The organism is Streptomyces sp. ALB3 (assembly GCF_044385685.1).
In the GTDB taxonomy this organism is placed as follows: domain Bacteria; phylum Actinomycetota; class Actinomycetes; order Streptomycetales; family Streptomycetaceae; genus Streptomyces.
This window is the reverse complement of record NZ_JBISCE010000026.1, coordinates 238,231-259,740: the sequence shown is the minus strand read 5'-3', so window position 1 is coordinate 259,740 and position 21,510 is coordinate 238,231. Positions and strand designations below refer to the sequence as shown.

General features: G+C 70.0%; 18 protein-coding genes and 3 pseudogenes. 12 read left to right on the top strand and 9 right to left on the bottom strand.

Annotation, left to right across the window (positions count from 1 at the left end; translation table 11 throughout):
- Window positions 1-377: 377 nt before the first annotated feature.
- Complete coding sequence (locus ACHFIV_RS13090) at window positions 378-959, bottom strand: TetR/AcrR family transcriptional regulator (RefSeq protein ID WP_398967205.1); 582 nt, start codon at window positions 957-959, stop codon at window positions 378-380.
- 140 nt (window positions 960-1,099) lie between these two features.
- Here ACHFIV_RS13090 and ACHFIV_RS13085 point away from each other — a divergent pair, with 140 nt between their 5' ends.
- From ACHFIV_RS13085 to ACHFIV_RS13075, 3 genes are all read left to right on the top strand, one after another.
- The gene (locus tag ACHFIV_RS13085) at window positions 1,100-1,918 is read left to right on the top strand and encodes an SDR family NAD(P)-dependent oxidoreductase (RefSeq protein WP_398967203.1); all 819 of its coding nucleotides are present in this window, start codon (window positions 1,100-1,102) and stop codon (window positions 1,916-1,918) included.
- The gene (locus tag ACHFIV_RS13080; protein WP_398967200.1) at window positions 1,915-2,889 is read left to right on the top strand and encodes an EamA family transporter; all 975 of its coding nucleotides are present in this window, start codon (window positions 1,915-1,917) and stop codon (window positions 2,887-2,889) included. The genes ACHFIV_RS13085 and ACHFIV_RS13080 overlap by 4 nt, the downstream gene beginning before the upstream one ends.
- A gap of 328 nt (window positions 2,890-3,217) precedes the next feature.
- Window positions 3,218-3,460 carry a hypothetical protein gene (locus tag ACHFIV_RS13075; protein ID WP_398967197.1) on the top strand — a complete coding sequence of 81 codons (243 nt, stop codon included), beginning with the start codon at window positions 3,218-3,220 and terminating at the stop codon, window positions 3,458-3,460.
- Between the two features lie 294 nt (window positions 3,461-3,754).
- Here ACHFIV_RS13075 and ACHFIV_RS13070 read toward each other — a convergent pair.
- Window positions 3,755-4,662 (bottom strand): annotated as a pseudogene (locus tag ACHFIV_RS13070) (aldo/keto reductase).
- Between the two features lie 136 nt (window positions 4,663-4,798).
- Here ACHFIV_RS13070 and ACHFIV_RS13065 point away from each other — a divergent pair.
- A complete protein-coding gene (locus ACHFIV_RS13065) occupies window positions 4,799-5,722 on the top strand; it encodes an ArsR/SmtB family transcription factor (RefSeq protein ID WP_398968192.1) in 924 nt (307 codons plus the stop codon).
- A gap of 327 nt (window positions 5,723-6,049) precedes the next feature.
- On the opposite strand, the gene ACHFIV_RS13060 is transcribed toward ACHFIV_RS13065, so the two are convergent.
- Entirely contained in the window at window positions 6,050-6,661 is a 612-nt protein-coding gene (locus tag ACHFIV_RS13060; RefSeq protein ID WP_398967196.1) for a CGNR zinc finger domain-containing protein, read from the bottom strand.
- A gap of 83 nt (window positions 6,662-6,744) precedes the next feature.
- Here ACHFIV_RS13060 and ACHFIV_RS13055 point away from each other — a divergent pair, with 83 nt between their 5' ends.
- From ACHFIV_RS13055 to ACHFIV_RS13040, 4 genes are all read left to right on the top strand, one after another.
- Window positions 6,745-7,539 (top strand): MBL fold metallo-hydrolase, encoded by a 795-nt coding sequence (locus ACHFIV_RS13055; RefSeq protein ID WP_398967194.1) that lies wholly within the window; start codon window positions 6,745-6,747, stop codon window positions 7,537-7,539.
- A 126-nt stretch (window positions 7,540-7,665) separates the two neighbouring features.
- Window positions 7,666-8,754 (top strand): LLM class flavin-dependent oxidoreductase, encoded by a 1,089-nt coding sequence (locus tag ACHFIV_RS13050; protein WP_398967191.1) that lies wholly within the window; start codon window positions 7,666-7,668, stop codon window positions 8,752-8,754.
- 145 nt (window positions 8,755-8,899) lie between these two features.
- Window positions 8,900-10,162, top strand: a complete 1,263-nt coding sequence (locus tag ACHFIV_RS13045; RefSeq protein ID WP_398967189.1) for an MFS transporter — start codon at window positions 8,900-8,902, stop codon at window positions 10,160-10,162.
- Window positions 10,163-10,509: 347 nt separating this feature from the next.
- Window positions 10,510-12,852, top strand: a complete 2,343-nt coding sequence (locus tag ACHFIV_RS13040) for an Orn/Lys/Arg family decarboxylase (protein ID WP_398967187.1) — start codon at window positions 10,510-10,512, stop codon at window positions 12,850-12,852.
- A 58-nt stretch (window positions 12,853-12,910) separates the two neighbouring features.
- On the opposite strand, the gene ACHFIV_RS13035 is transcribed toward ACHFIV_RS13040, so the two are convergent.
- Entirely contained in the window at window positions 12,911-13,558 is a 648-nt protein-coding gene (locus tag ACHFIV_RS13035) for a helix-turn-helix domain-containing protein (RefSeq protein WP_398968191.1), read from the bottom strand.
- Between the two features lie 177 nt (window positions 13,559-13,735).
- On the opposite strand from ACHFIV_RS13035, the gene ACHFIV_RS13030 reads away from it, so the two are divergent.
- A complete protein-coding gene (locus ACHFIV_RS13030; protein ID WP_398967184.1) occupies window positions 13,736-14,722 on the top strand; it encodes an alpha/beta fold hydrolase in 987 nt (328 codons plus the stop codon).
- Window positions 14,723-14,847: 125 nt separating this feature from the next.
- Window positions 14,848-15,073, top strand: a pseudogene (locus ACHFIV_RS13025) (cold-shock protein).
- Window positions 15,074-15,239: 166 nt separating this feature from the next.
- Here the strand turns inward: ACHFIV_RS13025 and ACHFIV_RS13020 are convergent.
- Window positions 15,240-15,635: a GNAT family N-acetyltransferase gene (locus tag ACHFIV_RS13020; protein ID WP_398967182.1), complete on the bottom strand. Its 396-nt coding sequence runs from the start codon at window positions 15,633-15,635 to the stop codon at window positions 15,240-15,242.
- A 619-nt stretch (window positions 15,636-16,254) separates the two neighbouring features.
- On the opposite strand from ACHFIV_RS13020, the gene ACHFIV_RS13015 reads away from it, so the two are divergent.
- The gene (locus ACHFIV_RS13015; RefSeq protein ID WP_398967179.1) at window positions 16,255-16,866 is read left to right on the top strand and encodes a hypothetical protein; all 612 of its coding nucleotides are present in this window, start codon (window positions 16,255-16,257) and stop codon (window positions 16,864-16,866) included.
- Here the strand turns inward: ACHFIV_RS13015 and ACHFIV_RS13010 are convergent.
- From ACHFIV_RS13010 to ACHFIV_RS13000, 3 genes are all read right to left on the bottom strand, one after another.
- Window positions 16,852-17,097, bottom strand: coding sequence for a hypothetical protein (locus ACHFIV_RS13010; protein WP_398968261.1), 246 nt, complete (start codon window positions 17,095-17,097; stop codon window positions 16,852-16,854). The genes ACHFIV_RS13015 and ACHFIV_RS13010 overlap by 15 nt on opposite strands.
- A gap of 682 nt (window positions 17,098-17,779) precedes the next feature.
- The gene (locus ACHFIV_RS13005; RefSeq protein WP_398967177.1) at window positions 17,780-18,712 is read right to left on the bottom strand and encodes a DMT family transporter; all 933 of its coding nucleotides are present in this window, start codon (window positions 18,710-18,712) and stop codon (window positions 17,780-17,782) included.
- Window positions 18,713-18,756: 44 nt separating this feature from the next.
- Window positions 18,757-19,353: a TetR/AcrR family transcriptional regulator gene (locus tag ACHFIV_RS13000; protein ID WP_398967174.1), complete on the bottom strand. Its 597-nt coding sequence runs from the start codon at window positions 19,351-19,353 to the stop codon at window positions 18,757-18,759.
- A 799-nt stretch (window positions 19,354-20,152) separates the two neighbouring features.
- On the opposite strand from ACHFIV_RS13000, the gene ACHFIV_RS12995 reads away from it, so the two are divergent.
- Window positions 20,153-20,818, top strand: coding sequence for a hypothetical protein (locus tag ACHFIV_RS12995; RefSeq protein WP_398967172.1), 666 nt, complete (start codon window positions 20,153-20,155; stop codon window positions 20,816-20,818).
- 77 nt (window positions 20,819-20,895) lie between these two features.
- Here the strand turns inward: ACHFIV_RS12995 and ACHFIV_RS12990 are convergent.
- Window positions 20,896-21,230, bottom strand: a pseudogene (locus tag ACHFIV_RS12990) (aminoglycoside phosphotransferase family protein); the annotation flags it as partial.
- Between the last annotated feature and the right edge of the window lie 280 nt (window positions 21,231-21,510).

Sequence of the window (21,510 nt, the reverse complement as noted above, 5' to 3'; positions counted from 1 at the left end):
GACCCGCCGGGCGGGTCGGGTGCGGATCGGTCCCGGGCGCCCTCCGGGACATGCCGCCGCCTCGGCCCAGGAGCAGGTGTCGGAAGGCGGCTCGGGGCACTTCTCCGCCGGGCCGGTGAAGGCGGCGACCCCCTCGTCCTTGTCGACGCCGACACTCGAGCGAGGGGACCGCGGCTGTCACCTGCGTGGGGTGAGATGCGCGGCCCCCGGGGGTCGCCGACCGGCATGCTGGAGACCGACGGTCCGGGCGAGCCGGTCCGCCTCATCGGTGCGGTGGCGGAGGAGTCGTCCAGGTCGGCGCGGGGTGGGGTGGTGCCGGCTGTCGGGTCCGGGTGGCGGTCCGGTGTCCTGGGGTGGTCGCTCGGTCTGCGGCGAGGTCAGGAGCGTGGACCCGCCCCACGGAGCAGCGTGTCGATGATGCGGACGGCAAGGGTGTCGGTGTCGATGCCCTCATCGTCCGGGTTGCCGCGCAAGGACTCCCCGAGGAGCGCGTAGTACACCCGCCGCACCCAGAGGAGGTCGGCCGCATCGTCGATGAGCCGGTCCGCCCGGGCCCGTTCCAGCACGGTGATGCAACGTCGGCCGATGTCCTCGTGGAGGGCGGCTGCTTCACTGTCCGGCTCGGCCGGCAGTTCCAGGGCGAACGCCCAGGCGCCCTTCACCTCGAGCACGTTGGCCGTGATCCGGTGCAGCGCCACCATGGGAGGGGCGGTGTCCGGCCGGCCGTCCTCCACGGCTTGGACGAGCCGGCGGGCGGCCGAAGAAGCCAGGGCGTCGATCAGTGCCTGCCGATGGGCGAACCGTCGGTGGATGGTTGTCCTCGCCACTCCCGCCGCAGTCGCGATCTGCTCCATCGACGCGCCCGGATCCGTGGAGAGCACGCGTTCGGCTGCCTCCAGGATCGCTCGCACACTGCGCTCCGCGTCCGCCCGCAACGGCCGTGCCGCTGTCTCACCCATGGCGCCTCCCGCTCATTTGCTGGACCGAAAAAGGATACATCGATGCGCCAAGCAGCGCGTATCTGCGTCATTACTGTTGCAGTTAGATGGAATGTAGGTACTCTTCTGTCTTAGTTCCTCGTCGAGCCAAGGAGATCCCCATGCACAGCACAGCGCTTGTCACCGGTGCCTCATCCGGACTGGGGGCGGAGTTCGCCGCACAACTCGCCGCTCGTGGACACGATCTGATCCTGGTGGCGCGTTCGGAGAACAGGCTCACCACCCTCGCCGAGCGCCTGGCCGCCCAGCACGGCATCAGCGCGCATGTTCTGGTGCAGGACCTCGCCGAGCCCGACGCGGCTCGGCAGATCGTGGACCGTCTCGCCGCCCGGGGCCTGAGCGTCGACCTGCTGGTCAACAATGCCGGCTTCGGCACGTGCGGTCGCTTCGAGGACATCGATGCGGCCCGTGACCACGACCAGCTGATGGTGAACGTCGTCGCGCTCGTCGACCTCACTCACGCACTGCTGCCCGACATGCTCGAGCGCGGCACGGGTGCAGTCGTCAACGTCGCCTCCACCGCGGGCTTCCAGCCCTCTCCGTACTTCGCCGTCTACGGCGCGGCCAAAGGCTTCGTGCTGAACTTCGGGCTGGCTCTGCGCCAGGAGTACCGCAGGCGCGGTATCCGCGTGCTCACTCTGTGCCCCGGTCCCGTCGACACCCCCTTCTTCGAGGCCATCGGCACCCGCAAGGCGGCCGTCAACGGTTCGATGACGACGCCGGAGCCGGTCGTGCGTGCCGCTCTGCGCGCGCTCGACCGCGACCGCGGCTACGTCACCCCCGGACCGGGCAACGCCCTGGCCGCACATCTGCTGCCACGCCGACCGCGCACCCTGGTCGCCGCCATCGCCGAACGCGTCACCCGTAAGGTCCTCGACCCCGTGGGCACCACCCCCCGGCCGAGGGAGTACGCGGCATGAGTTCCTCCACTGCTCCGGCCGCGGGTGCCGCGGCCGCGATGCTGCTCGTCGGTACCTCGACGGCCGTCTCCGCGACGATCTCCGACTACCCCGTCCTCAGTGGTCAGGCCCTGCGCTACGCGCTCGCCGCGGCTGTCCTCCTCGCCGTGGTCCGTCACCGCCGTTTACCGCGCGCAGGACTGACTCCCCGTGACGTGCTGCTCCTTCTGGCGCTGGCCGCGACCGGCCTGGCGGGCTTCAACGTCTTTCTGGTCGAAGCCACACGGCACGCGAACCCCGCCATGATCGGCACGGTGGTCGGAGCGATCCCGATCGTCCTCGCACTCGTCGGACCCTTGACGGAACGCCGCCGGCCGGCGGCGCGCACCGTTGCCGCAGCGGTGGTCGTGACTCTGGGCGCTGCCGTCGCCGCGGGGATGGGCGGCGGCAGCCTGCGCGGTGTGCTGCTGTCGCTGGGAGCCCTCGCCGGAGAGGTCGCCTTCTCGCTGCTCGCTCTCCCTCTTCTGTCCAAGCTCGGCCCACTGAGGGTCGCCGCCTATCCCGCGGCGCTGGCCGTGCCCATGCTGCTGGCCGCGAGCATCGTCCTGGACGGTACGAACTCCCTTCGCCTGCCCACCATCACCGAAGCGGCCGCCTTCGGCTACCTCGGGATACTCGTCACAGCCACTGCCTTCTTCCTCTGGTACGACGCGCTGCGCCGACTCGGCGCCGCGCGTGCCGGACTCTTCGCCGGCCTGGTCCCGGTCGGTTCACTCGTCACCACAGTCGCACTCGGGCTCGGCGGGGCGGGTCCCGCGGATGTCGCCGGTGCCCTGCTCGTCGCCGTCGGCGTCATGATCGGTCTGCGGCAGCCTGGGCCCGCAGGAGCGACGCCGCGTGACGGCCGCCCTGCCCGTCGGTCGCAGGCCGAAGGTGAGCAGCGGGCGTCCATGTCATCCGGTGTCAGGAGCGCAGGCACAGGCGCCAGGTGAGTGCTCGGCACACAGAACCCTTCGTCTGCGTCAAGCGCCTCGATCCGGGCGGCATCGGTCCGGTCACTCATTGGGGTGTCGGCGCCGGACTCCTGGCCCGATCGGTAGCTGAACGTGACAGTGTGGTCGCTTCGGGTGTTTTTCGGTGCATGCAGGCGATCAGGGAGGTCTCATGATGTCCACGCGTCAGGAGTTTCGGTCGGCATCCTCTGCGCGGCGACGGCTGGCGGCGACGGCGGTCGGCCTCGCCGCGATCCTCGCCGCGGGGCTGGTGACCGCAACACCGGCCAGCGCTGCGGTGAAGTCCACGTGCGGTACTCACATCTGCGTGGCCACCGCCTATCAGGGCACCCGGTACGTCCAGGACATCACTGTCTGGACCAGGGACGGACTGCCGGGGACACTCCGTGGCTTCGCGGGCAGTTGGGCGCAGCAGAGGCTCAACGACGACAGCCACCGGTTCGTCGTCAACCGCGAACTGGGGGTGCCTGGATCCGGACGGCTGGCCGTCTGCGGGGGCTTGGACCGCAGCGGGAGGGTCATCGAGAACCACTGCGTCCTGATCCCCTGATCCGACGACCTCGGCTCGAACCAGTCGGTCGTCACGAGTATGACTGCGGTGTCGCTCACACTTGAGCACGGTCCGCCTCCGCTCCAGCGACTGCACCGACTCATCGACGCGGCCACTCGTACTGCGCTGGGGTGCCCCTGCCCTGTCACATGCTCAGCTGAAGACCCTCTGCACATGGCGCGGTCTGCCTGCCGCTCAGCGGCTGTCAGGGCTCTGGAGCGGGCGGCGGGCGGCGGAAGCAGGAGGAGGACGGGCTGATGAGCAGAGGCCGGAGCACGCTGCGGTGGGTCTCGATCATGCCGTCTCGGGGTGGAGGGGGTCCAGGGCGGTAAGTTCTCGCTCCGACAGGCGCAGGGCGCCGGCCGCTACGTTCTGGTCGAGGTGACCGGGATCGCCGGTTCCGGGAATGGCCAGGACGTGGGGGCCCTGGTGCAAGGTCCACGCGAGCCGGACCTGGGCGGCGCTCACGCCGTGGGCGCGCGACGGTGCGCACCTCCCGGCTGGTGTCGGTGGTCGCGCCGGCCTCGCGTCCGGTGCCGGCGATCGAGTAGAACGGCACGAAAGCGATGCGTTGTTCACCGCAGACGTCCAGGAGCTTCCTCTGCTCGGAGGGTGCGCCGATGCCGTACATGTTCTGGACACAGACCACCGGTGCGATGGACCGGGCCTCGGCGAGGTGGTGGGCGTGGACATTGGACAGGCCCAGGTGACGGATGAGACCGGCGGTGCGCAGGTCGGCGAGTGCGCCGAAGCGTTCGGCGATCGAGTCGGTCCCGACGATGCGCAGGTTCACCACGTCGAGGTGGTCGCGGCCGAGCTGGCGCAGGTTCTCCTCGACCTGGCCGCGTAGTTGTCCGGGAGCGGCATGCGCGAGCCACCGGCCCGAGGGATCGCGGCCCGGCCCGACCTTGGTGGTGATGACAAGGTCGTCCGGGTAGGGGGTCAGTGCGCGGTTGATCAGCTCGTTGGCCGAGCGGAGAGGCGAGAAGTAGAACGCGGCGGTGTCGATGTGGTTCACCCCGAGCTCCACCGCGCGGCGAAGCACACGGATGGCTTGGCCCCGGTCACGGGGGGACGGCGTCGGGTGTGAAGGCCGCGCCGTACTGAGGCAGCCGCATCGCGCCGAAACCGACCCGGTGGACCGTGCGGTAGCCGAGTTTCCAGGTGCCCGAGGCCGCCGCAGTGATCGTCTGTGAGGTCATGGTGGGATGATGTCCGCACGGCAGGCTTGCCCGCCATTGATTCACACATGCCTGAATCCACCGAGGAGTGGTCGGTCTGGCGGCGTTGGCGTTCTCGGCGAGTGACCTGGCACAGGTGCGGTTCGCCGTCTCACCGATGTGGGAGGTGGCGCCCAGCTTCCGGCTCCTGGGGTCAGCCGCCGCGCACCCGATCCACCAGCCGTGGGCCGACCGGGTGCGCCCCCGCCTGGTGGCCGCCGGGCTGGACCGAGGATGGCTCCGCGAGCTGATCCCGCCCACCGCCGGCTATGTGCCCGACTTCCTCAACCCGGCTCCCGGGGGGCCGGCCCCCGCCCCGGAGGCAGAGTGGGACGCGATCCGGACGGCACCCGCCGACCGGGTACGCGGGGACCTCGAACACCTGGCCCGCCACCAGGGGAGCCTCGGCCCACGGCTGCGCGCCCTGCACGACGATCCGCAGGCACTCCTGGCCGAGGTCACGCAGGAGATCGAAGCGTACTGGGAGCTTGCGCTAGCCCCCTTCTGGGCGCGCATCAGGGCCGTACTGGACGCGGACATCCTGTACCGGGCGCGCATGGTCGCGGAGTACGGTGCGAGTCACCTCCTCAACGACCTGCACACGTCCGTCAGCTGGGACGACAACGCGCTGCGGATGTCCCGCCGGAAGCAGCCGCTGACCCGTACGACGGCAGGCTCGGGACTGCTGCTGATCCCCTCGGTCTTCACCGGCCCGGGAGTGCGCACCCGGACGACGCTGCCGGATCCACCGCAACTCGTCTATCCCGCGCGCGGTGCCGGCTCGCTCTGGCAGATCCGGCCCGCCCGCGCCGACACCCTCTCCGCCGTGCTCGGCCGCTCGCGAGCCCTGCTCCTGAAGGAACTGGAGAATCCGGCCTCCACCACGCAACTGGCTCACCGCACCGGCCTGTCCCCCGGAGGCGTGTCCCAATGCCTCACCGCACTACGCGACGCGGGCCTGGTCAGTGCCCACCGCGTCGGCCGCTCCGTCCTCTACGCCCGCACCACCGCAGCCGAAACCCTCCTCATCGCCGCCACGTAGGGCTTCGGGAACCGACCACTCAATGACCGACCTCGCCCGTGGTCGTCGAGGTGAGCGGGGGGTTCAGGGGCGGGGGCGCGGACGTCCTCCGCCCAGGAGATCAGGAACCCGGAGGCAGCGCGGTCACGCCTGTGCGACGCCGGGGGAGCGCACCCTCCGCGTATTCAGCGGCGTGAATTGAGCGAAGGACACCGCGTCACGCAGAGCTCCGACCGATCCGCACATGGCCCGTACGGCCCGCGCATCGGTCCTCGTGTCGACGGCGCGGTGCCATGTCCGGTGTCACGTGTTCGGTGCCGTTCGGTCCGCAGTGACCTGCCGGGCCGCTCACGTGGCGTCGTCCATCGTGGTCCGGCGGGCGTAGGCGCGGGCGGCGCGGGCGCGGTCGCCGCAGCGGGTGGAGCACCACTGGCGGCGGCCGTGCTTGAGCAGGAAGCGGTTGCAGGGTGGGGAGGCGCAGGCGGTGAGGCGGGCGGCGTCGGGGGAGGTGAGCAGGTCTGCGGCGTCGGCGGCGATGGCCGCGAGGGCGTGCTCGACGATCGCGGTGGTGGGGTGGGGTGTGACGCGATGGGGCCCGGTCTTCTCGTCCCACCGGAGAAGGGACGCCGTGGGGACGCGGGTCATCGCGTCGTTGACCGCAGCGACGGCGGCGGGCAGGGCCGGCTGCCCGGCGACACGGGAGGCCAGCAGCGACCTGACCTGTTCACGCAAAGAGCGCAGTTGCGTCGCGCACACCTCCGCCAGGCCGGCGCCGTCAGGGGCGAGGTCGCGCCGAGCCAGCCACTGCTCGGCCTGCGCCGGGGTCCCCAGGAGATCGGTCGTATGTCCGCCGGGCACCGTGACGGCGCTGTTGGCCAGCGCCAGGGAAGGGTGCTCCGCCTCGCCCGGCGCCGACGGCGGGGCGGCCTCCTGCCTCACGAACTCGTCCATACCTCTCATGGTACGGGTTGCATTCATCCGTGAGGCGTGCGTACAGTCGGCTCACGGTTAATGTGATGTCTATCCGTGAGGAACTTCCCTTCATGTCTTCCCCGACCCCGCAGTCCGCGTCGTTCCCCGTCCGGGTCTTCGGCGGCCCGACCGCCCTCTTCGAGTACGGCGGCCTGCGCTTCGTCACCGACCCGACCTTCGACGGTCCCGGCGACCACCAGGCACCTGCCGTCATGCTGACCAAGACGGCGGCGGCTGACGGCAGTCCGGCCGATCTCGGCCGGGTCGACGTGGTCCTGCTCTCGCACGATGAGCACGCCGACAACCTCGACATCTCCGGCCGGGCCCTGCTCGCCGACGTCCCGCTGACGCTCACCACCCCCGGCGGAGGGAAGCGTCTCGGGGAGGCGGCCACCGGCCTCGCCGACTGGCAGTCGGTCGAGCTCGCACGCCGGGACGGTGGGCCCGGCGCCGTCACCGTGACCGGCGTACCCGCCATCCACGGCCCCGGCCCACGCGAGGAAGTTGAGCCGATATGCGGCGAGGTGGTCGGGTTCGTCCTGACCGGCGAGGGCCTGCCCACCGTCTACGTCAGCGGAGACAACGCCTCTCTCGACGCGGTCAAGTCGATCGCCGAGCGCTTCGCCCCGGTCGACACGGCCCTCCTCTTCGCCGGAGCGCCCCGCTTCACGGACGTCTTCGACGGCGAGGTGATCGTCCTGGACAGCGCCCAGGCCGCCCAGGCCGCGAAGATCCTCGACGCCGACCGGGTGGTTCCCGTCCACTACGACAGCTGGGCCCACTTCACCGAGGGCCACGACGAACTCGTCGCCGCGTTCGCCGCCGCCGGTCTCGCCGACCGCGTGGACTTCGGCGTCCGCCGCTGATTCCTGCGACGTCCGCCCCGCTCCCCGGACACGGCCGGGCGCCGGCCGACAGATACCCGCCCGCGACTGTCGGCCGGTGCCCGGCCCTCTGCGGGCCGCACACCTGAACCGAAGGACTGAACCAGCATGTCCGACCCGATCCGCGGCACCCGCCACGGCTCCGCCCCCGCCGCCCTGTCCGTACTGGACTCCGCCATGACCGGCACCGGCCGGACCGCCGCAGAAGCGCTGGCCGGCAGTATCGGACTCGCCCGGCTCGCCGACCGGCGCGGCTTCACCCGCTACTGGACGAACGAGCACCACGCCATGCCCGGCGTCTCCACATCGAGTCCCGCCGTCCTGCTGTCCCGGCTCACCGCGGAGACGAGCAGACTGCGGCTCGGCGCGGGCGGGATCATGCTGCCCAACCATCCGCCGCTGGTCGTCGCCGAGCAGTTCGGCATGCTGGACGCACTCGCCCCCGGCCGCGTCGACCTGGGCCTGGGCCGCGCCCCGGGCACCGATCACGCCACCGCCGCCGCCCTGCGACGAAACGCCGCGAGCGGTGCTGAGGACTTCCCCCGACAGGTGCTCGAACTGCTGCACTTCCTCGGTGACGACTTCCCTGCCGGGCACCCGTACGCCGACCGCGTCTACGCAGTGCCGGGCCCCGCCCAGGACCGGCTCAACCGCGTCACCGGTCCCAGAGGCCGTCTGCCGGTGTGGCTGCTCGGCTCGTCGGGTTACTCGGCGCAGCTCGCCGCCCGGCTCGGCCTCCCGTTCGCCTTCGCCGCACACTTCAATCCGCGCGATGCCGCGGCCGCCCTGCGCCTGTACCGCGAACGGTTCACTCCCTCCGGCACACTGACCGAGCCGTACGCCCTCGTCAGCTTCACCGTCGTGGCGTCCGACGACGAACGTGACGCGCGCCGCCAGGCGGGCACCCTCGCCCACGCCATGCTCCGCATGTTCCAGCACAAGTCGTACCTGTTGCCGTCCCCCGAAGAGGTGGACGCCTACACCTACGACGCCCAGGAACGCCGGACCGTCGACAGCTGGCTCAACCATGTCCCGCACGGCACACCCGAGCAGGTCATCGCCCACCTGAACCAGGTCCAGCGGGACTCCGGCGCCGACGAGCTCATGATCGGCAGCGTCGGCCACTCCGTCCAGGCCCGGTTGCGCTCCACCGAGCTGATCGCCGACGCCTACGGCATGCCCGACAACCCCAGCTGACGCGGGACGCACAGACAGCCGCCCACCATGCCTTCGCCGACGGGTCCGTCTCGACTCTCAGACGTCGCCGAGGCGTTCCCAGGGCCATCGAACCCCGGCCGGTATCCCGCAACCCCGGCCTCCCGCACCCGAAAGCACGCACCACATGACCCATCCGGCCCTCACCCCCTCCCCGCCCACCGACGGGCCCTCGATATCCGCGGTGCAGAAGCGCACCCTCACCGTGCTGCTCGTCTCCCAGGTCCTCAGCGGCCTCGGCCTCGCCGCCGGTGTCACCGTCGCCGGGCTGCTGGCCGGGCAGATGCTCCATGACACCTCACTGTCCGGACTGCCCATCGCCCTGCTCACCGCGGGCTCCGCCGGCGCCGCCGTCGTCATCGGGCGCGTCTCCCAGCGCCTCGGCCGCCGCCCCGGACTGGCCGCCGGATATCTCACCGGCGCCCTCGGCGGCGCCGGTGTCGTCGCCGCGGCCGCCCTCGGCAGTCCCGTCCTGCTGTTCGTCTCCCTTTTCCTCTACGGGGCCGGCACCGCCTCCAACCTCCAGGCCCGGTACGCGGGAGCCGACCTCGCCGCACCCCACCAGCGCGCCCGCGCCACCTCCACGGTCATCGTCGCCACCACCGCCGGCGGCATCGCCGGACCTCTGCTCGCCACCCCCGCCGGGCACCTCGCGACCGCGTTCCACCTGCCCGAGCTGACCGGCCTGTTCCTCCTCTCCACGGTCGCGTTCACGCTGGCGGCGCTCACTCTTCTTCTTCGTCTGCGCCCGGACCCCCTGGTGCTGGCCCGCGACCTGCCCGCGACCTCGGACGAGGACACACCCGCGCCCGCCTCCTCCCGGCCCGGCCCCGGCCTGCTCGTCGGCGTCGTCGTCCTCGTCGTCAGCCAGCTCGTCATGGTCGCCGTGATGACGATGACGCCCATCCACATGCACGCCCACGGCTTCGGCACAGCCGCGTCCGGTCTGGTCATCGCCTTGCACACGGGTTCCATGTACCTGCCGTCGCCACTCGCCGGCCGCCTCGTCGACCGATTCGGCGCCACGACGATGAGCGTGGTGACGGCCGGCACGCTGTTCTCCGCGGGAGTGGCCGCCGCCCTCGCGCCCAGCCACTCGGTCACTTCGATCGCCCTCGCCCTCGTCCTGCTCGGCGTCGGCTGGAGCTTCGGATTGGTCACCGGCACCGCGATCGTCACCAACAGCACGCGCCTCGCCACCCGCGCCAAGGTCCAGGGACTGGTCGACGTCGCCATCGCCGTCGCGGGAGCCGTCGGCGGCCTGGCCTCCGGCATCGTCGTAGCCATCACCAGCTACCCGATCCTCGCCGTCCTGTGCGGCGTCCTCGCCATCGTGGCTGCGCCCGCGGCCATCGGCGCAGCCCGCAAAGGTTCCGCGCGCTCCTGGTAAGCCCGTCTCGAACATCAGAAGTCGCCGGCATCCCCCGAGCGGCGCCGACCGGTGCCGCCGTGCCGCGCAGCCTGGAGGCAGAAATCGAGGCTGGGGGAGCGCTTCCGCGGGCTCGTCGCGCGCGTGCGCGGACAAGCGGACAACACACGTCACCGGACGCGACGGAGGAGCTCGAGTGGCTGGCGCGTCCCCTGCGGGTCCCGAATGAGGCCTCACCGGCCATAGCGCCTCTGCCCCGTGCCTCCGCTTCTCTTTCGAGTGATCCGCGCGGTACTCGCCGAACATCCGGATGCCGGCCGGAACACTGGGTGGCGAAGCGAACCCCCGCGCGACCGATGGAGAGTGGCATGCCGAACGGAACTGTCCTGCTGGCCTTGCGCGAGAACCCGCTGGGCGGCGGGGTGGGTGGTGAGCAACTTCGCCGTATCGGCAAGGAGCTGGAGAACCGAGGCCTGGAGGTCCGGTGGGCCGGGACGTCCGAGGGCTCCTGCGCGGTGTTGCGCACGGAGGCCGGGCTGACCGCGGCCGTGGTGGGCTGGGATCTTCCGTCCGAAGCCGCCGGGAGCAGCGAGGGCGGCGGTGCCGCTGTACTGCGGCAGATCTCCCGGCGTTTCAAGGACCTGCCCACCTTCATCGTGATGACCGAGGAGTCCGACCACGGCCTGGACCGGCTCCCGCTGTGGGTGGCCGAGATCGCCGTCGGGTACATCTGGCCCCTGGAGGACACCCCGTCCTTCATCGCGGGGCGTGTGGCCGGCGCGGCGCGGGCCTACGGCGACGCCGTCCTGCCGCCGTTCTTCAAGGCGTTGCGACGATTCGACGACGCTCACGAGTACTCCTGGCACACCCCGGCACACTCGGGAGGGGTCGCCTTCCTCAAGTCGCCCGTGGGCCGGGCCTTCTTCGACTACTACGGTGAGCGGCTCTTCCGGACCGATCTGTCGATCTCGGTGGGGGAGCTCGGCTCCCTCTTCGAGCACAGCGGCCCGATCGGAGAGGCCGAGCGCAACGCCGCCCGGATCTTCGGCGCCGACCGCACGTACTTCGTCCTGCACGGAGACTCCACCGCGGACCGCATGGTGGGCCACTACTGCGTGACCACCGACGAGATCGCCCTGGTGGACCGCAACTGTCACAAGTCGGTCCTCCACGGGCTGGTGATCTCCGGCGCCCGCCCGGTCTACCTGGTTCCCACGCGCAACGGATACGGGCTGGCGGGCCCGTTGCCGGCGAGTGAGATCACAGCGCAGGCGGTGGCCGCCCGGATCGCCTCGCATCCGCTGGCCCCGGGTGCCGTGTCGCCCCGACCACAGTACGCCGTGATCACCAACTCGACCTACGACGGTCTGTGTTACGACACCGTCCAGACCACCCGTGCCCTCTCACCCAGCACTCCACGACTGCACTTCGACGAGGCGTGGTTCGCCTACGCGCGCTTCCATCCGCTCTATGCCGGCCGGTACGGCATGGCTGTGGGGCCTGACACGTTCGGTGAGGACGACCGGCCTACCGTCTTCGCCACCCAGTCCACGCACAAGCTGCTGGCCGCGCTCTCCCAGACCGCCATGGTGCACGTGAAGTCCTCCCCGAGGGCGCCGGTCGAGCACGAGCGGTTCAACGAGGCGTTCATGATGCACGGCACCACCTCCGCCCTGTACCCGGCCATCGCCTCCCTCGACGTGGCCGGCGCGATGATGGACGGGCCACAGGGCGAATGGCTGGTCAACGAGGCGATTACCGAGGCGATCAGGTTCCGGCAGGCGGTCGTGCGGACCGGGCGCAGGATCGCGGACGCCGGCGACCGGCTGCCGTGGTTCTTCGGTGTCTGGCAGCCCGACACGGTCACCGATCCGGTTTCCGGCACCCGCACGGGCTTCGCGGACGTCTCACCGGCGGTGCTGGCCTCGGACCCGGACTGCTGGCTGCTCGAACCCGACGCCCAGTGGCACGGATTCCCCGGACTGAGCGAGGGCCAGTGCATGCTGGACCCCATCAAAGTGACTCTGACCTGCCCCGGGGTCACCGCAACGGGTGAGACCGAGTCGTGGGGCATCCCCGCCCGAGTCCTCACGTCCTACCTCGCCCGCCGCGGCATCGTGGTGGAGAAGACCGACACCTACAGCACGCTCGTCCTGTTCTCCATGGGCATCACCAAGGGGAAATGGGGGACGTTGATGGACGCCCTGATGGACTTCAAATCGCTGCACGACGCCGATGCCCCACTGCGGCAGGTCCTGCCCCAGCTGACCGAGCAGTACCCGCAGCGGTACGGTCACGTCACCTTGCGCGGCCTGTGCCAGGACATGCACGAACACCTCACCCGGGCCGAACTCGTCACCGCGCTGGACACCGCCTTCCAACAGCTTCCCGAGCCGGTCCATCCGCCACAGCACTGCTATCAGCGACTGATCAGGGGCGGCACCGAACGCCTGCCGCTCGCCCAGGCCTCGGGGAGGATCGCCGCAGCGATGGTCACCGTCACCCCACCGGGCATCCCCGTCCTCATGCCCGGAGAGGCGCTGGGCGCCCCTGAGGGGCCGGTCCTGCGCTACCTCAGCGCTCTGGAAGCCTTCGACCGGGCCTTCCCCGGCTTCCACAGCGAGGCCCACGGCGTCACCATCGACCCGGACACGGGTGACTACCTCATCGAGTGCGTGCGCTGGGACGATACGCCGGACGCAGGCGTGTAAGGCTCACGTCGGGCCGCCTGCAGCCATGCCGGAAGCGCATCCGGACAGCGTCTCGTCCTCAACCTCCGTGTGCAGGGCGTGCTTTCGCCGCATCGTGCGAACAAGGGTTGGTTGCTGTTGCTGTGCCCGGCAGGCGGCCCCCGCGGGAGGCGGCTGGTGACGTGCGCGTCCGCAGACGCTCTCCTTGCGGCCCGAACATGATCAAGTACTCGACCGGTCCGCCGGATCCGGGGTTCGCCATTCCGTGAAGCGTGCGGGTGTCGAACTCGGCGACGTCTCCGGCGGTCAGGAAGAGGTCCTGGTCGCCGAGTGCGAGCCACAGCCGCCCGTACAGGACGCACAGCCATTCGTACCCGTCGTGTGACACCTGTCCCGGCCGCGCGGGAGGCTCCTCGACGGCGGGCAGGACGTGTTTGTGGGCGTGCAGGCCACCGACATAGCGGGTCAGCGGCAGCACTGCCTTGTCGTCCCCGAAGCTGAGCGGCGCCGTCCTGCGGGGCTCGGACGCGGGGGCGGGTGTGGTGCCGGCCAACTCGTCCAGGGAGATTCCGTAGTCCTTCGCCAGCCGCATGACCACCTCCAGGGTGGGCTTGCGGCGGCCGGTCTCGATTCTCGACAGCGTGCTGGGCGAGATGTCCGTCGCGCGACTGACATCGGTGAGTGTGACGCCTCGCCGTTCCCGCACGGCCCGCAGCCGGGGCCCCATCGCAGTCAGCGCCCGGGTCACGTCCCCGCTTCCCACCGTACCTGTCCTTCCGCCGTCCCACTCCAGCGTCCTGTCCTGCAAGCTTGCCAGAACGGCAACGCCGATCGCGCCGGGTGGCCGCCGCGCCGCATGATCGACGAGTACCTGCGTCGGTACGCGAACTGAGGAGACACGTCCATGAGCGGCAAGCCGTCCGCAGCACTTCGTCACCGCATCATCGAGGCTCCCGCCGGGCGCCTGCACCTGGTCGAGCAGGGCACCGGCCCGCTGGTCCTGCTCGTGCACGGCTTCCCCGAGTCCTGGTACTCCTGGCGCCACCAACTCCCGGTCCTCGCCGCGGCCGGGTACCGGGCGGTGGCAATCGACGTACGCGGCTACGGCCGCTCCTCCAGGCCCACCGCGACCGATGCCTACCGGATGCTCGACCTGGTGGAGGACAACGTCGCCGTCGTACGCGCACTCGGCGAGGCGCGCGCGGCGATCATCGGTCACGACTGGGGCTCCGACATCGCCGCCACCTCCGCCCTGCTCCGCCCCGAGGTCTTTCGTGCCGTCGGCTTGCTGAGCGTCCCGTACGCACCACCCGGTGGTCCCCGCCCCACCGACATCTTCGGTCGGCTCGGCGGCCCTGAGCAGGAGTTCTACGTCTCCTACTTCCAGGTGCCCGGCCGCGCTGAGTCGGAGATGGAACCCGACGTCCGGGGCTGGCTCGCCGGCTTCTACACGGCCCTGTCCGCCGACACCATGCCCGCCCAGGACGAGCCCGACCCGCATTTCGTCGCCCGCGGCGGCCGACTGCGCGACCGCTTTCCCACCGGCTCCCTCCCCGCCTGGCTGAGCGAGGACGACCTCGACGTCTACGCCGGGGAGTTCGAGCGCACCGGCCTGACCGGCGCACTCAACCGCTACCGCAACATGGACCGCGACTGGGAAGACCTCGCCTGCCACCGCGGAGCCCCGGTCACCCAGCCCTCGCTGTTCATCGGCGGTGCGCTGGATGCCTCCACCACCTGGATGGCCGACGCCATCGAAGCCTTTCCCACGACCCTCCCGGCCCTGTCTGCCTCCCACCTCCTGGACGGCTGCGGCCACTGGATCCAGCAGGAGCGCCCCGACGAGGTGAACAGCCTGCTGACGGACTGGCTCGCGACTGTCCAGGACTGACAGGCAGCGCCGAGGCCCTAACCGGCCGACCCGGACGCGGTGCGGAAACGAGCTGACGCAGTCGGGATCCTGAGGAGTTCCCTTCTCCCCTGCGCTGTGCCCTCCGAGCTCGTAAGGTGCCGGTCATGGTGATTGCGACTGTCCGGTGGTGGAGCGATGAGGAGGGGTGGGGGGGTGCTCGACTCGCCCGAGACTCCCGGCGGTTGTTTCGGCCACTACTCCGATATCCAGATGGCAGGCTTCCGTGCCTTGTCGCTCGGCCAGCAGGTGAACCTCACGTGGGAAGCCCCCGGCTTCAAACAAGACGGCTACGACTACCGGGCGGTGAGCATCGTGCCTCTGCCTGCGTGAGTACCCGACGCCGCCACCTCCAGAACGATCGGCTGACTCGCGTCGGGGGATGGCTGGATTCACGAGGTCGGGTTCTGGCTCACATTTTGTGATGCCGATACGGTGAGTGACAGCTGGAAGTGAGTGGGGCGGTGTGCACCGGGGCCGAGGTGGTGGGGCCGTGGTGTCACAGGGCGATCAGCCCTGCTGTTGTCTCCCGGAAGCCGCAGGCGTCGAAATAGAACGAGCGCAGATGTTCCTCGAAGTCGACGTGGAGCCACTCGCACTTCGCGGCACGGGCTTCTTCGGCCGCGACTGCGACAAGCGCGGCGCCAACCCCTCTCGACCGAAAATGCCGGGCGACCACCGTGTCCAGAATGAAGGCGTGTGCTCCACCGTCCCAGACAACGTTGACGAACCCGATCAGGTCGCCGTTTTCCTTCGCGCAGACCCAGCCAAGGCTGTGGCGCTCAAGCCGTGCTTGCCAGTCGGTCTGAGCGACCGGGGAGCCGAAACCGTCGGCGTGCAATCTGTTGAGGGACGCGTTGTCGAAGTCGCCTTGCCACTCATATGTGATCGCCACGTCCAGATGCTAGTGCCCAGTGGGTACTTGGTCCGCATCGACTACTGAGCGAGGAGATCCCCGCCTCCGGAGGAGGTGGAAGCCGGCACGGCCGAACATCTGGCGCTTGAGCATCTTGATCCGGTTGACATGGCCTTCGACGACACCCGAGCTATAGGGGAGGGCCAGTCCGGCGACACGGCGTCACGGTCGCGGTCGATGCCCGCGGCGAGGGCGTGGGGGCTGGGGAGATCGTCTTGTCTCACGGCGGTCAGCGAGTCCGGCAGGAGCTCGCCCTGGCGCTCGGTGAGCATGGTCGCGAGGCACCAGCTGCGGTGCACCGCACATCAACACGCACTATCGCGGTGCTCACGTCTACCGACAGCACCGCGACGTCCGCGATCGACGGGAACAACAGCTCCTCCAGCCGGAACAAGATGTCATGCACAGCCACGAACTATTGAGCCGGCCATGCATGCCACTGCTCATTATGAGGCAACTTACCTGGCGTTCTGGCTCACCTTCTCTGGTTGGTGACAATCCGTCACGGCTATCGATGAGCGGGGAGCGTGGTGCTTGCCGGTGCCGGGTGTCATGATCGGCTGTGGCTGACTGAGAAACGCAGGGACGGGGAGGGTGAGTGGAGAAGGTCACCGTCGAGCCGCTTCGGATGGTCGACTTCGTGGAGTACGTGCGGTGCCGCCCATCGGGGTATTTCCTGGTCGATCAGGACAGCCCCGAACTTCCCACCGAGGTCCTGCGAGCGGTGGCCTGGGACGCGCTGCACCGTCGCGACGGCAGGCATGGACAGATCAGTGTCGAGATCGGATCTGATCTCAGCTTCACGGTGGAGAGTGATCAGCGCCCCAGTGCCGATGAACGGGAGAGGCTCCTTCCGGAATTGTTCGGTTCGCTGCTCGACATGTTCGACGTGCAGCGATGGGCTCCCTCCGCAGCTGCCGCACTCAGTGTCCGCACGGTCATCGAGGTGTGGCTGGATGGCCACGGCTATCGCCAGGAGCTCGTCGGGATGGACCCGACCGGTCCCAGGGAAGAGTGCATGGCGCCGAAACCCTTCGGGACACGGACCACGTTCCACCTCGATCCGTCGTTCTGCGGTCCGGGCGAGGCCATCGGCTGGGCGCTGCGACCCGAAGAACTGCACGGAGAAGCGTGCAAGGAACATCCCTCACCCGCGAGGTTTCCGATTCACGATCTTCGCGCGGAGGCTGAGGAGTCACTCGGCGAGTAGGACTCGTTTTCGCAGCAGGTCGAAGCCGGCACGGCCGAACATCTGGCGCTTGAGCATCTTGATCCGGTCGACGTGATCTTCGACCACGCCTGAGTTCCAGGGCAGGGTGAGGCCGGCGATCACGGCGTCGCGGTCGATGCCTGCGGCGAGGGTATGGAGGCCGGGGAGATCGTCTCGCCGGACGGCATCGAACCACTGCGGCAGCCGTTCGCCCTGGCGCTCACTGAGCATCTGGCCGAAGGAGCGGACGTGGCCGGTGAGGACGTCGAGTTCGGGGCAGTGAACCAGAACGGCTTTGAGCCGAAGCTGCTCGGTCTCGGTGAGGGTCTCCGGCCGGCGCAGGATCCAGCCGGCGGCGACTCGGTGTCACGGTGGCCGAGCCGTGACGGGGCCAGGCGAGAGTGGCTTCTCCCGGAAAGGCAACGCTTCGACCAGCCGCAGCACCGTGCCGCGGCTCACCGACACGCCGATCACGCTCGCCATGCGGGCACCGGCCCGGCCGGCGAGCGCGAGCCCGACCGCGGCCAGCGTCGACCGCAGGCGCTCGGTCCGCCGACCGTACCGGACGGGTCAGCCCTGGCAGCTGCTCCGCGAAGGTCCGAGAAGCTCCCGCATCCGGAACAGATGGCCTCAGCCACCGTGCTTTTCGAGCCTCTATGCGTACCACCTCGTCGTTCACGGCGACCGACAGCACCGCCACGTCGACAGTCGAGGGGAACAGCAACTCCGCCAGCCGGAGCTCCACTTCTTCCACGGGCCGCACTGTCGGCCACACCGCACCCGATACGGGCCAATTCCGGGCAACTTCCCCAAGACCGACCCGCCCGAGCCCCGTCACTCAGCGTGCATGCTCCACGGAAAGGGAGCCAGAACCCGACTTCGGGAGGCGTTGCAGCCGTGCCGTGTCGGATTCTCACTGCTCCTGGGCGGCGCAAGCGGCCTCGGTGGGCCAGTCGTTGTCGTGGTCTGCCGGGTTCCGTAGGCGGTTGAGTGAGGGGCGGCTGGGGGCGGGCGTAGTGAGGACGGCTAGGCAGGTGATGACGAGGGCGATGCCTGCCCAGCCAGTCACGGGGAGGCGTTCGCCGACGACCAGGACGGCGAGGACAGCGGCGACGACGGGTTCGAGCAGGGACAGGGTGGTGGCGGTGCTGGCCGGCACGTGGGCGAGGCCCCAGCCGAAGAGGACATAGCCGGCGAACATCGGGATGAGCGCCATGTACGCGCCGACGGCGGCGTTGGACCAGGATGCGACCAGCGGGGTGCCCGTGATGGCCAGGACCGGCAGGAGGACGAGCCCGCCGGTTCCGAAGACGGCTCCCATCGTCGCGCGGGAGGGGATTCCGCGGCTGATGAGCCGGTGGGCTGCCCAGGAGTACAGGGCGTAGGTGGCTGCGGCGATGCCCCCGAGTGCCATGCCGAGCAGGGTACGGGCCATGGAGGCGCCGGTGGCTTCGGCGAGGCAGAGCAGGACGGTGCCCACCAGGCCCAGGGTGGCGGCGAGCATCCAGCGACGGGTGAGTCGGCGGCCGTCCACGACGCGCTCGATCAGCGCGGAGGCGAGCGGCGCCGTGCCGATCGAGACAACCGTGCCGACGGCGACCCCGGCCAGATGCATGGAGCTGTAGAACGCCAGGGGGTAGATGGCCACCGAGGCGGCGCCGAGCAGGACCGTGCCGCGCTGCTCACGCAGACCGGCGCTGTGTCGAGCGATCTGCGGGGCGGCGATCAGTGCCTGGAGGAGCCCGCCCAATCCCATGGCCGCAGCGCCGACAGCGAGCGGCCCCACGTCCGGAGCGAAGGTGGCGGCCGTGCCGGTGGTTCCCCACAGCACGGAGGCTGCGAGCACGCACAGGGCCCCGATCCCCGCGGGCCGGGCAGGGCCGAGGCCGGTCACAGCCGGTCCAGCAGCGCGGCGGCCATCGAGCGGGCGTGCCGGACACGCTCGCCGTCGCCCTCCAGGCCGGCCCGGGCCATCGCGCCCTCCAGTAGGAACGACAGGTGCTCGGCTGCCGCGTGGGCCTCGTCGAGCCGGCCGGGCAGCAGCTGCTCCAAGTGGCCGCCGAGCAGCCGCTCGACCTCCTCCTTGTGAGCGCGCACCACAGCCCGGCCCTCGTCGCCGGCCGGGAGTTCAGCAGCGGCGTTCAGCAGCCCGCACCCGCGAAAGCCGTGCTCGTAAGCGAACGCCGCGTGATCGGCGTAGGCATCGAAGACGGCCAGCACACCCTCACGGGGGCCGTCGGCCTGGTCGAAGCGGGCCCGGTACAAGCCGAGCCACTCGTCATGCCGCGCCTCCAGGTAGGCCCGGACCAGGTCGGCCTTGGAGGAGAAGTTGTTGTACAGGCTCATCTTGGCCACGCCGGCCTCAGCCGTGATCGTGTCGATGCCCGTGGCAGCCACGCCGTCGGCATAGAAGCGCCGGGCAGCCGCTCTCAGAAGCCGCTCGCGGGCCGGCCGCCGACGCCCCTCACTCACAGTGGTCTCGCTCATCACAATCCAAACTGGGTAGGTAGGTCTACCTAGTGTAGACAGAGGTCCTAGTGCCCGACGAGCCGTGTGACTCCGCACTCGGACCGGGGCACCGAACGAGCGATGGTGAGCCGCCGGCAGCCGTTCAGTCAGGACGTGACTACTCCACTTCGGCGTCCCAGCCGTTCTCGGGTCTCGACCCTCTTGCGGGAAACGCGCACACCGATGTGCCTACCGCAGAGCCGTTTCCGCATAGGCAGGACGACGCCGTAAGCCTTGTTCGCATGCAGGCGCCGGGGCTTGCAGCAGCAGCTTCGACCAGGGTGTGCTCACGGCCCCAGCACTTGGCTGTCGTGGGTGTTCGCCCGTCCGCGTCGCGTCCCGCAGGACGTGCGTCCCGGGACCCGGCTCGGCCTCCGGTCCACGGAACGTGAGCCCGTGAGTCCGCCCCGTGCCTTCGCCGAGGTCCGGCCGCTTGTAGGGCGCCTACAGGCGTACAGCCCACGGCTCCGATGTGCGGTGATCAGGGCGTCATGCACTGTTGGTAAATCAGTGGCGATGGTGTCGCCGCGTTCTGAGCGCGCCGGGGCGCCTGAAGTACGCGACCCGGCGTACTCACAGGGGGCATTAGTGCGCTGGCCTGAACGGGGGGTGGTCAAACGTACCTGCAAGGGCCACCATCGAGCCATTCCACCAGCTACAGGAGATCTTGTCTCGGTGGTCCGCTCGTCGATAGCGAGGACTGCAGCTGCAAGGCGGGCGCCACAGCGGCAGCGGAACCTGCCCCGGGCAGACGGTGACACGCGCTCACATCCCGGGTGTGGCCGGCGCGTTCTGCGACTGCCATGCATTGCACTCAGTGCCGTCCGGCTGGCTGGTGAAGCCGGTACTGCCGGCCGACACGGTGTGGGCGCTCCTGCGCCCACCAGAACGGCGGAAGGAAGACCCTATGAAAAACCGGTTCAGCAGATTAGCCGTTGCCGCCCTCGCGGCCCTGCTCTCCATACCTCTGTGGGCCGGGACGGCATCAGCCGCTCCTCCGATCACCTGCGTGGGTCAGCAACTCACCACGTACAGCCCCGGGTTGAAGCAGCTCGTTCCGCAGACCGTTACGTACACGGCGACCGGCTCCTACGGCTCCTGCCCGGTGAACGACGGTGTCACCTCGGTAACCTACAGCGAGGGCAGCACCGTTCCCAACGCAACGTGCATTGCGTTCCCGAGCACCGCAACCGCCACGCTGGTCTGGCGCCTCGTCGACGGCAGTACGCAGCAGTCCACCGTCAGGGTCACGGGCATCGACATCAGCGCCGCAGGGCTGACCCAGATATACACGTCCGTAGGCACGGTGCAAAGCGGTCGCTACGCCGGTCATCTGGTCAACGTAACCGTCGCCATCATCCCGGACCTGACCAACCTCACCCCCTGCCTCACTTCAGCAGGCCTGACGCAGTTGGATGGCGTGAGCACGCTCGCCATCGTCTGACCCGCACCCCCACCGTGAGACAGGCTCTGACGCGACGCTGCCCCCGCGGTGCGCACGCCGCGCTACGAAGCGCCGGGGGCCGTCAGCGCGACGACGCTCCGGCCTGCCCGGCCGGGCAGGGGTGGCAGGGGAGCTTCGTGCAGCTTCCGGATGGCAGCACCCGCCGCTGCCCACGCCCCAGGTGACCCGGTCGGCGGCCCGCCGAGGCGCCCGAGCGACGTCCCCGGAAGCGCGGCGATCGCCAGTACCGGCGGCTTGCGCCACAGGACCTCCGGGGTCGGGATCGGTGCGAGGGACATCGCCTCGATCTCGACGTCCATGCGCGCCTGATCGGCGTCCACCTCCAAGAACACGTCTCCGACGCGGAGAGTCGCACGCTCGGCTGGGCGACGACGACTGCGACCTCATCCATGGGCATCCAGTATTCCGGGGGTGATAGCCGACGTCACCGGGTTGTCGCGTGCCGCGCTCCAGCTGCCGGGCACCGCCACCCGGCGAGCTTGCGTAGTCGGCCGGCCGGCATCCGCAGCGGCACCACCGTCAGGGCCCGTGGTAACCGGGCCGCCTCCACCTGACCTCCGGTCAGGTCGCACAGTGCGCGACGCACCCGCCCTCCCTTCCCCTGCGGGGGCAGCAACATGTCGGAGACCTGACACTTGATCTTTCAACATCGTCCCGGTTAGCGTGACCGT

Bases quoted from the DNA above. Each gene is read 5' to 3' on its own strand.
- ACHFIV_RS13035 (WP_398968191.1), bottom strand. From the start codon at position 13,558: ATGGGGCCCCGGCTGCGGGCCGTGCGGGAACGGCGAGGCGTCACACTC.
- ACHFIV_RS13050 (WP_398967191.1), top strand. From the start codon at position 7,666: ATGTCCGACCCGATCCGCGGCACCCGCCACGGCTCCGCCCCCGCCGCC.
- ACHFIV_RS13000 (WP_398967174.1), bottom strand. From the start codon at position 19,353: ATGAGCGAGACCACTGTGAGTGAGGGGCGTCGGCGGCCGGCCCGCGAG.
- ACHFIV_RS13010 (WP_398968261.1), bottom strand. From the start codon at position 17,097: ATGCTCAGTGAGCGCCAGGGCGAACGGCTGCCGCAGTGGTTCGATGCC.
- ACHFIV_RS13045 (WP_398967189.1), top strand. From the start codon at position 8,900: ATGACCCATCCGGCCCTCACCCCCTCCCCGCCCACCGACGGGCCCTCG.
- ACHFIV_RS13030 (WP_398967184.1), top strand. From the start codon at position 13,736: ATGAGCGGCAAGCCGTCCGCAGCACTTCGTCACCGCATCATCGAGGCT.
- ACHFIV_RS13085 (WP_398967203.1), top strand. From the start codon at position 1,100: ATGCACAGCACAGCGCTTGTCACCGGTGCCTCATCCGGACTGGGGGCG.
- ACHFIV_RS13040 (WP_398967187.1), top strand. From the start codon at position 10,510: ATGCCGAACGGAACTGTCCTGCTGGCCTTGCGCGAGAACCCGCTGGGC.
- ACHFIV_RS13060 (WP_398967196.1), bottom strand. From the start codon at position 6,661: ATGAGAGGTATGGACGAGTTCGTGAGGCAGGAGGCCGCCCCGCCGTCG.
- ACHFIV_RS13080 (WP_398967200.1), top strand. From the start codon at position 1,915: ATGAGTTCCTCCACTGCTCCGGCCGCGGGTGCCGCGGCCGCGATGCTG.
- ACHFIV_RS13065 (WP_398968192.1), top strand. From the start codon at position 4,799: ATGTGGGAGGTGGCGCCCAGCTTCCGGCTCCTGGGGTCAGCCGCCGCG.
- ACHFIV_RS13055 (WP_398967194.1), top strand. From the start codon at position 6,745: ATGTCTTCCCCGACCCCGCAGTCCGCGTCGTTCCCCGTCCGGGTCTTC.
- ACHFIV_RS13090 (WP_398967205.1), bottom strand. From the start codon at position 959: ATGGGTGAGACAGCGGCACGGCCGTTGCGGGCGGACGCGGAGCGCAGT.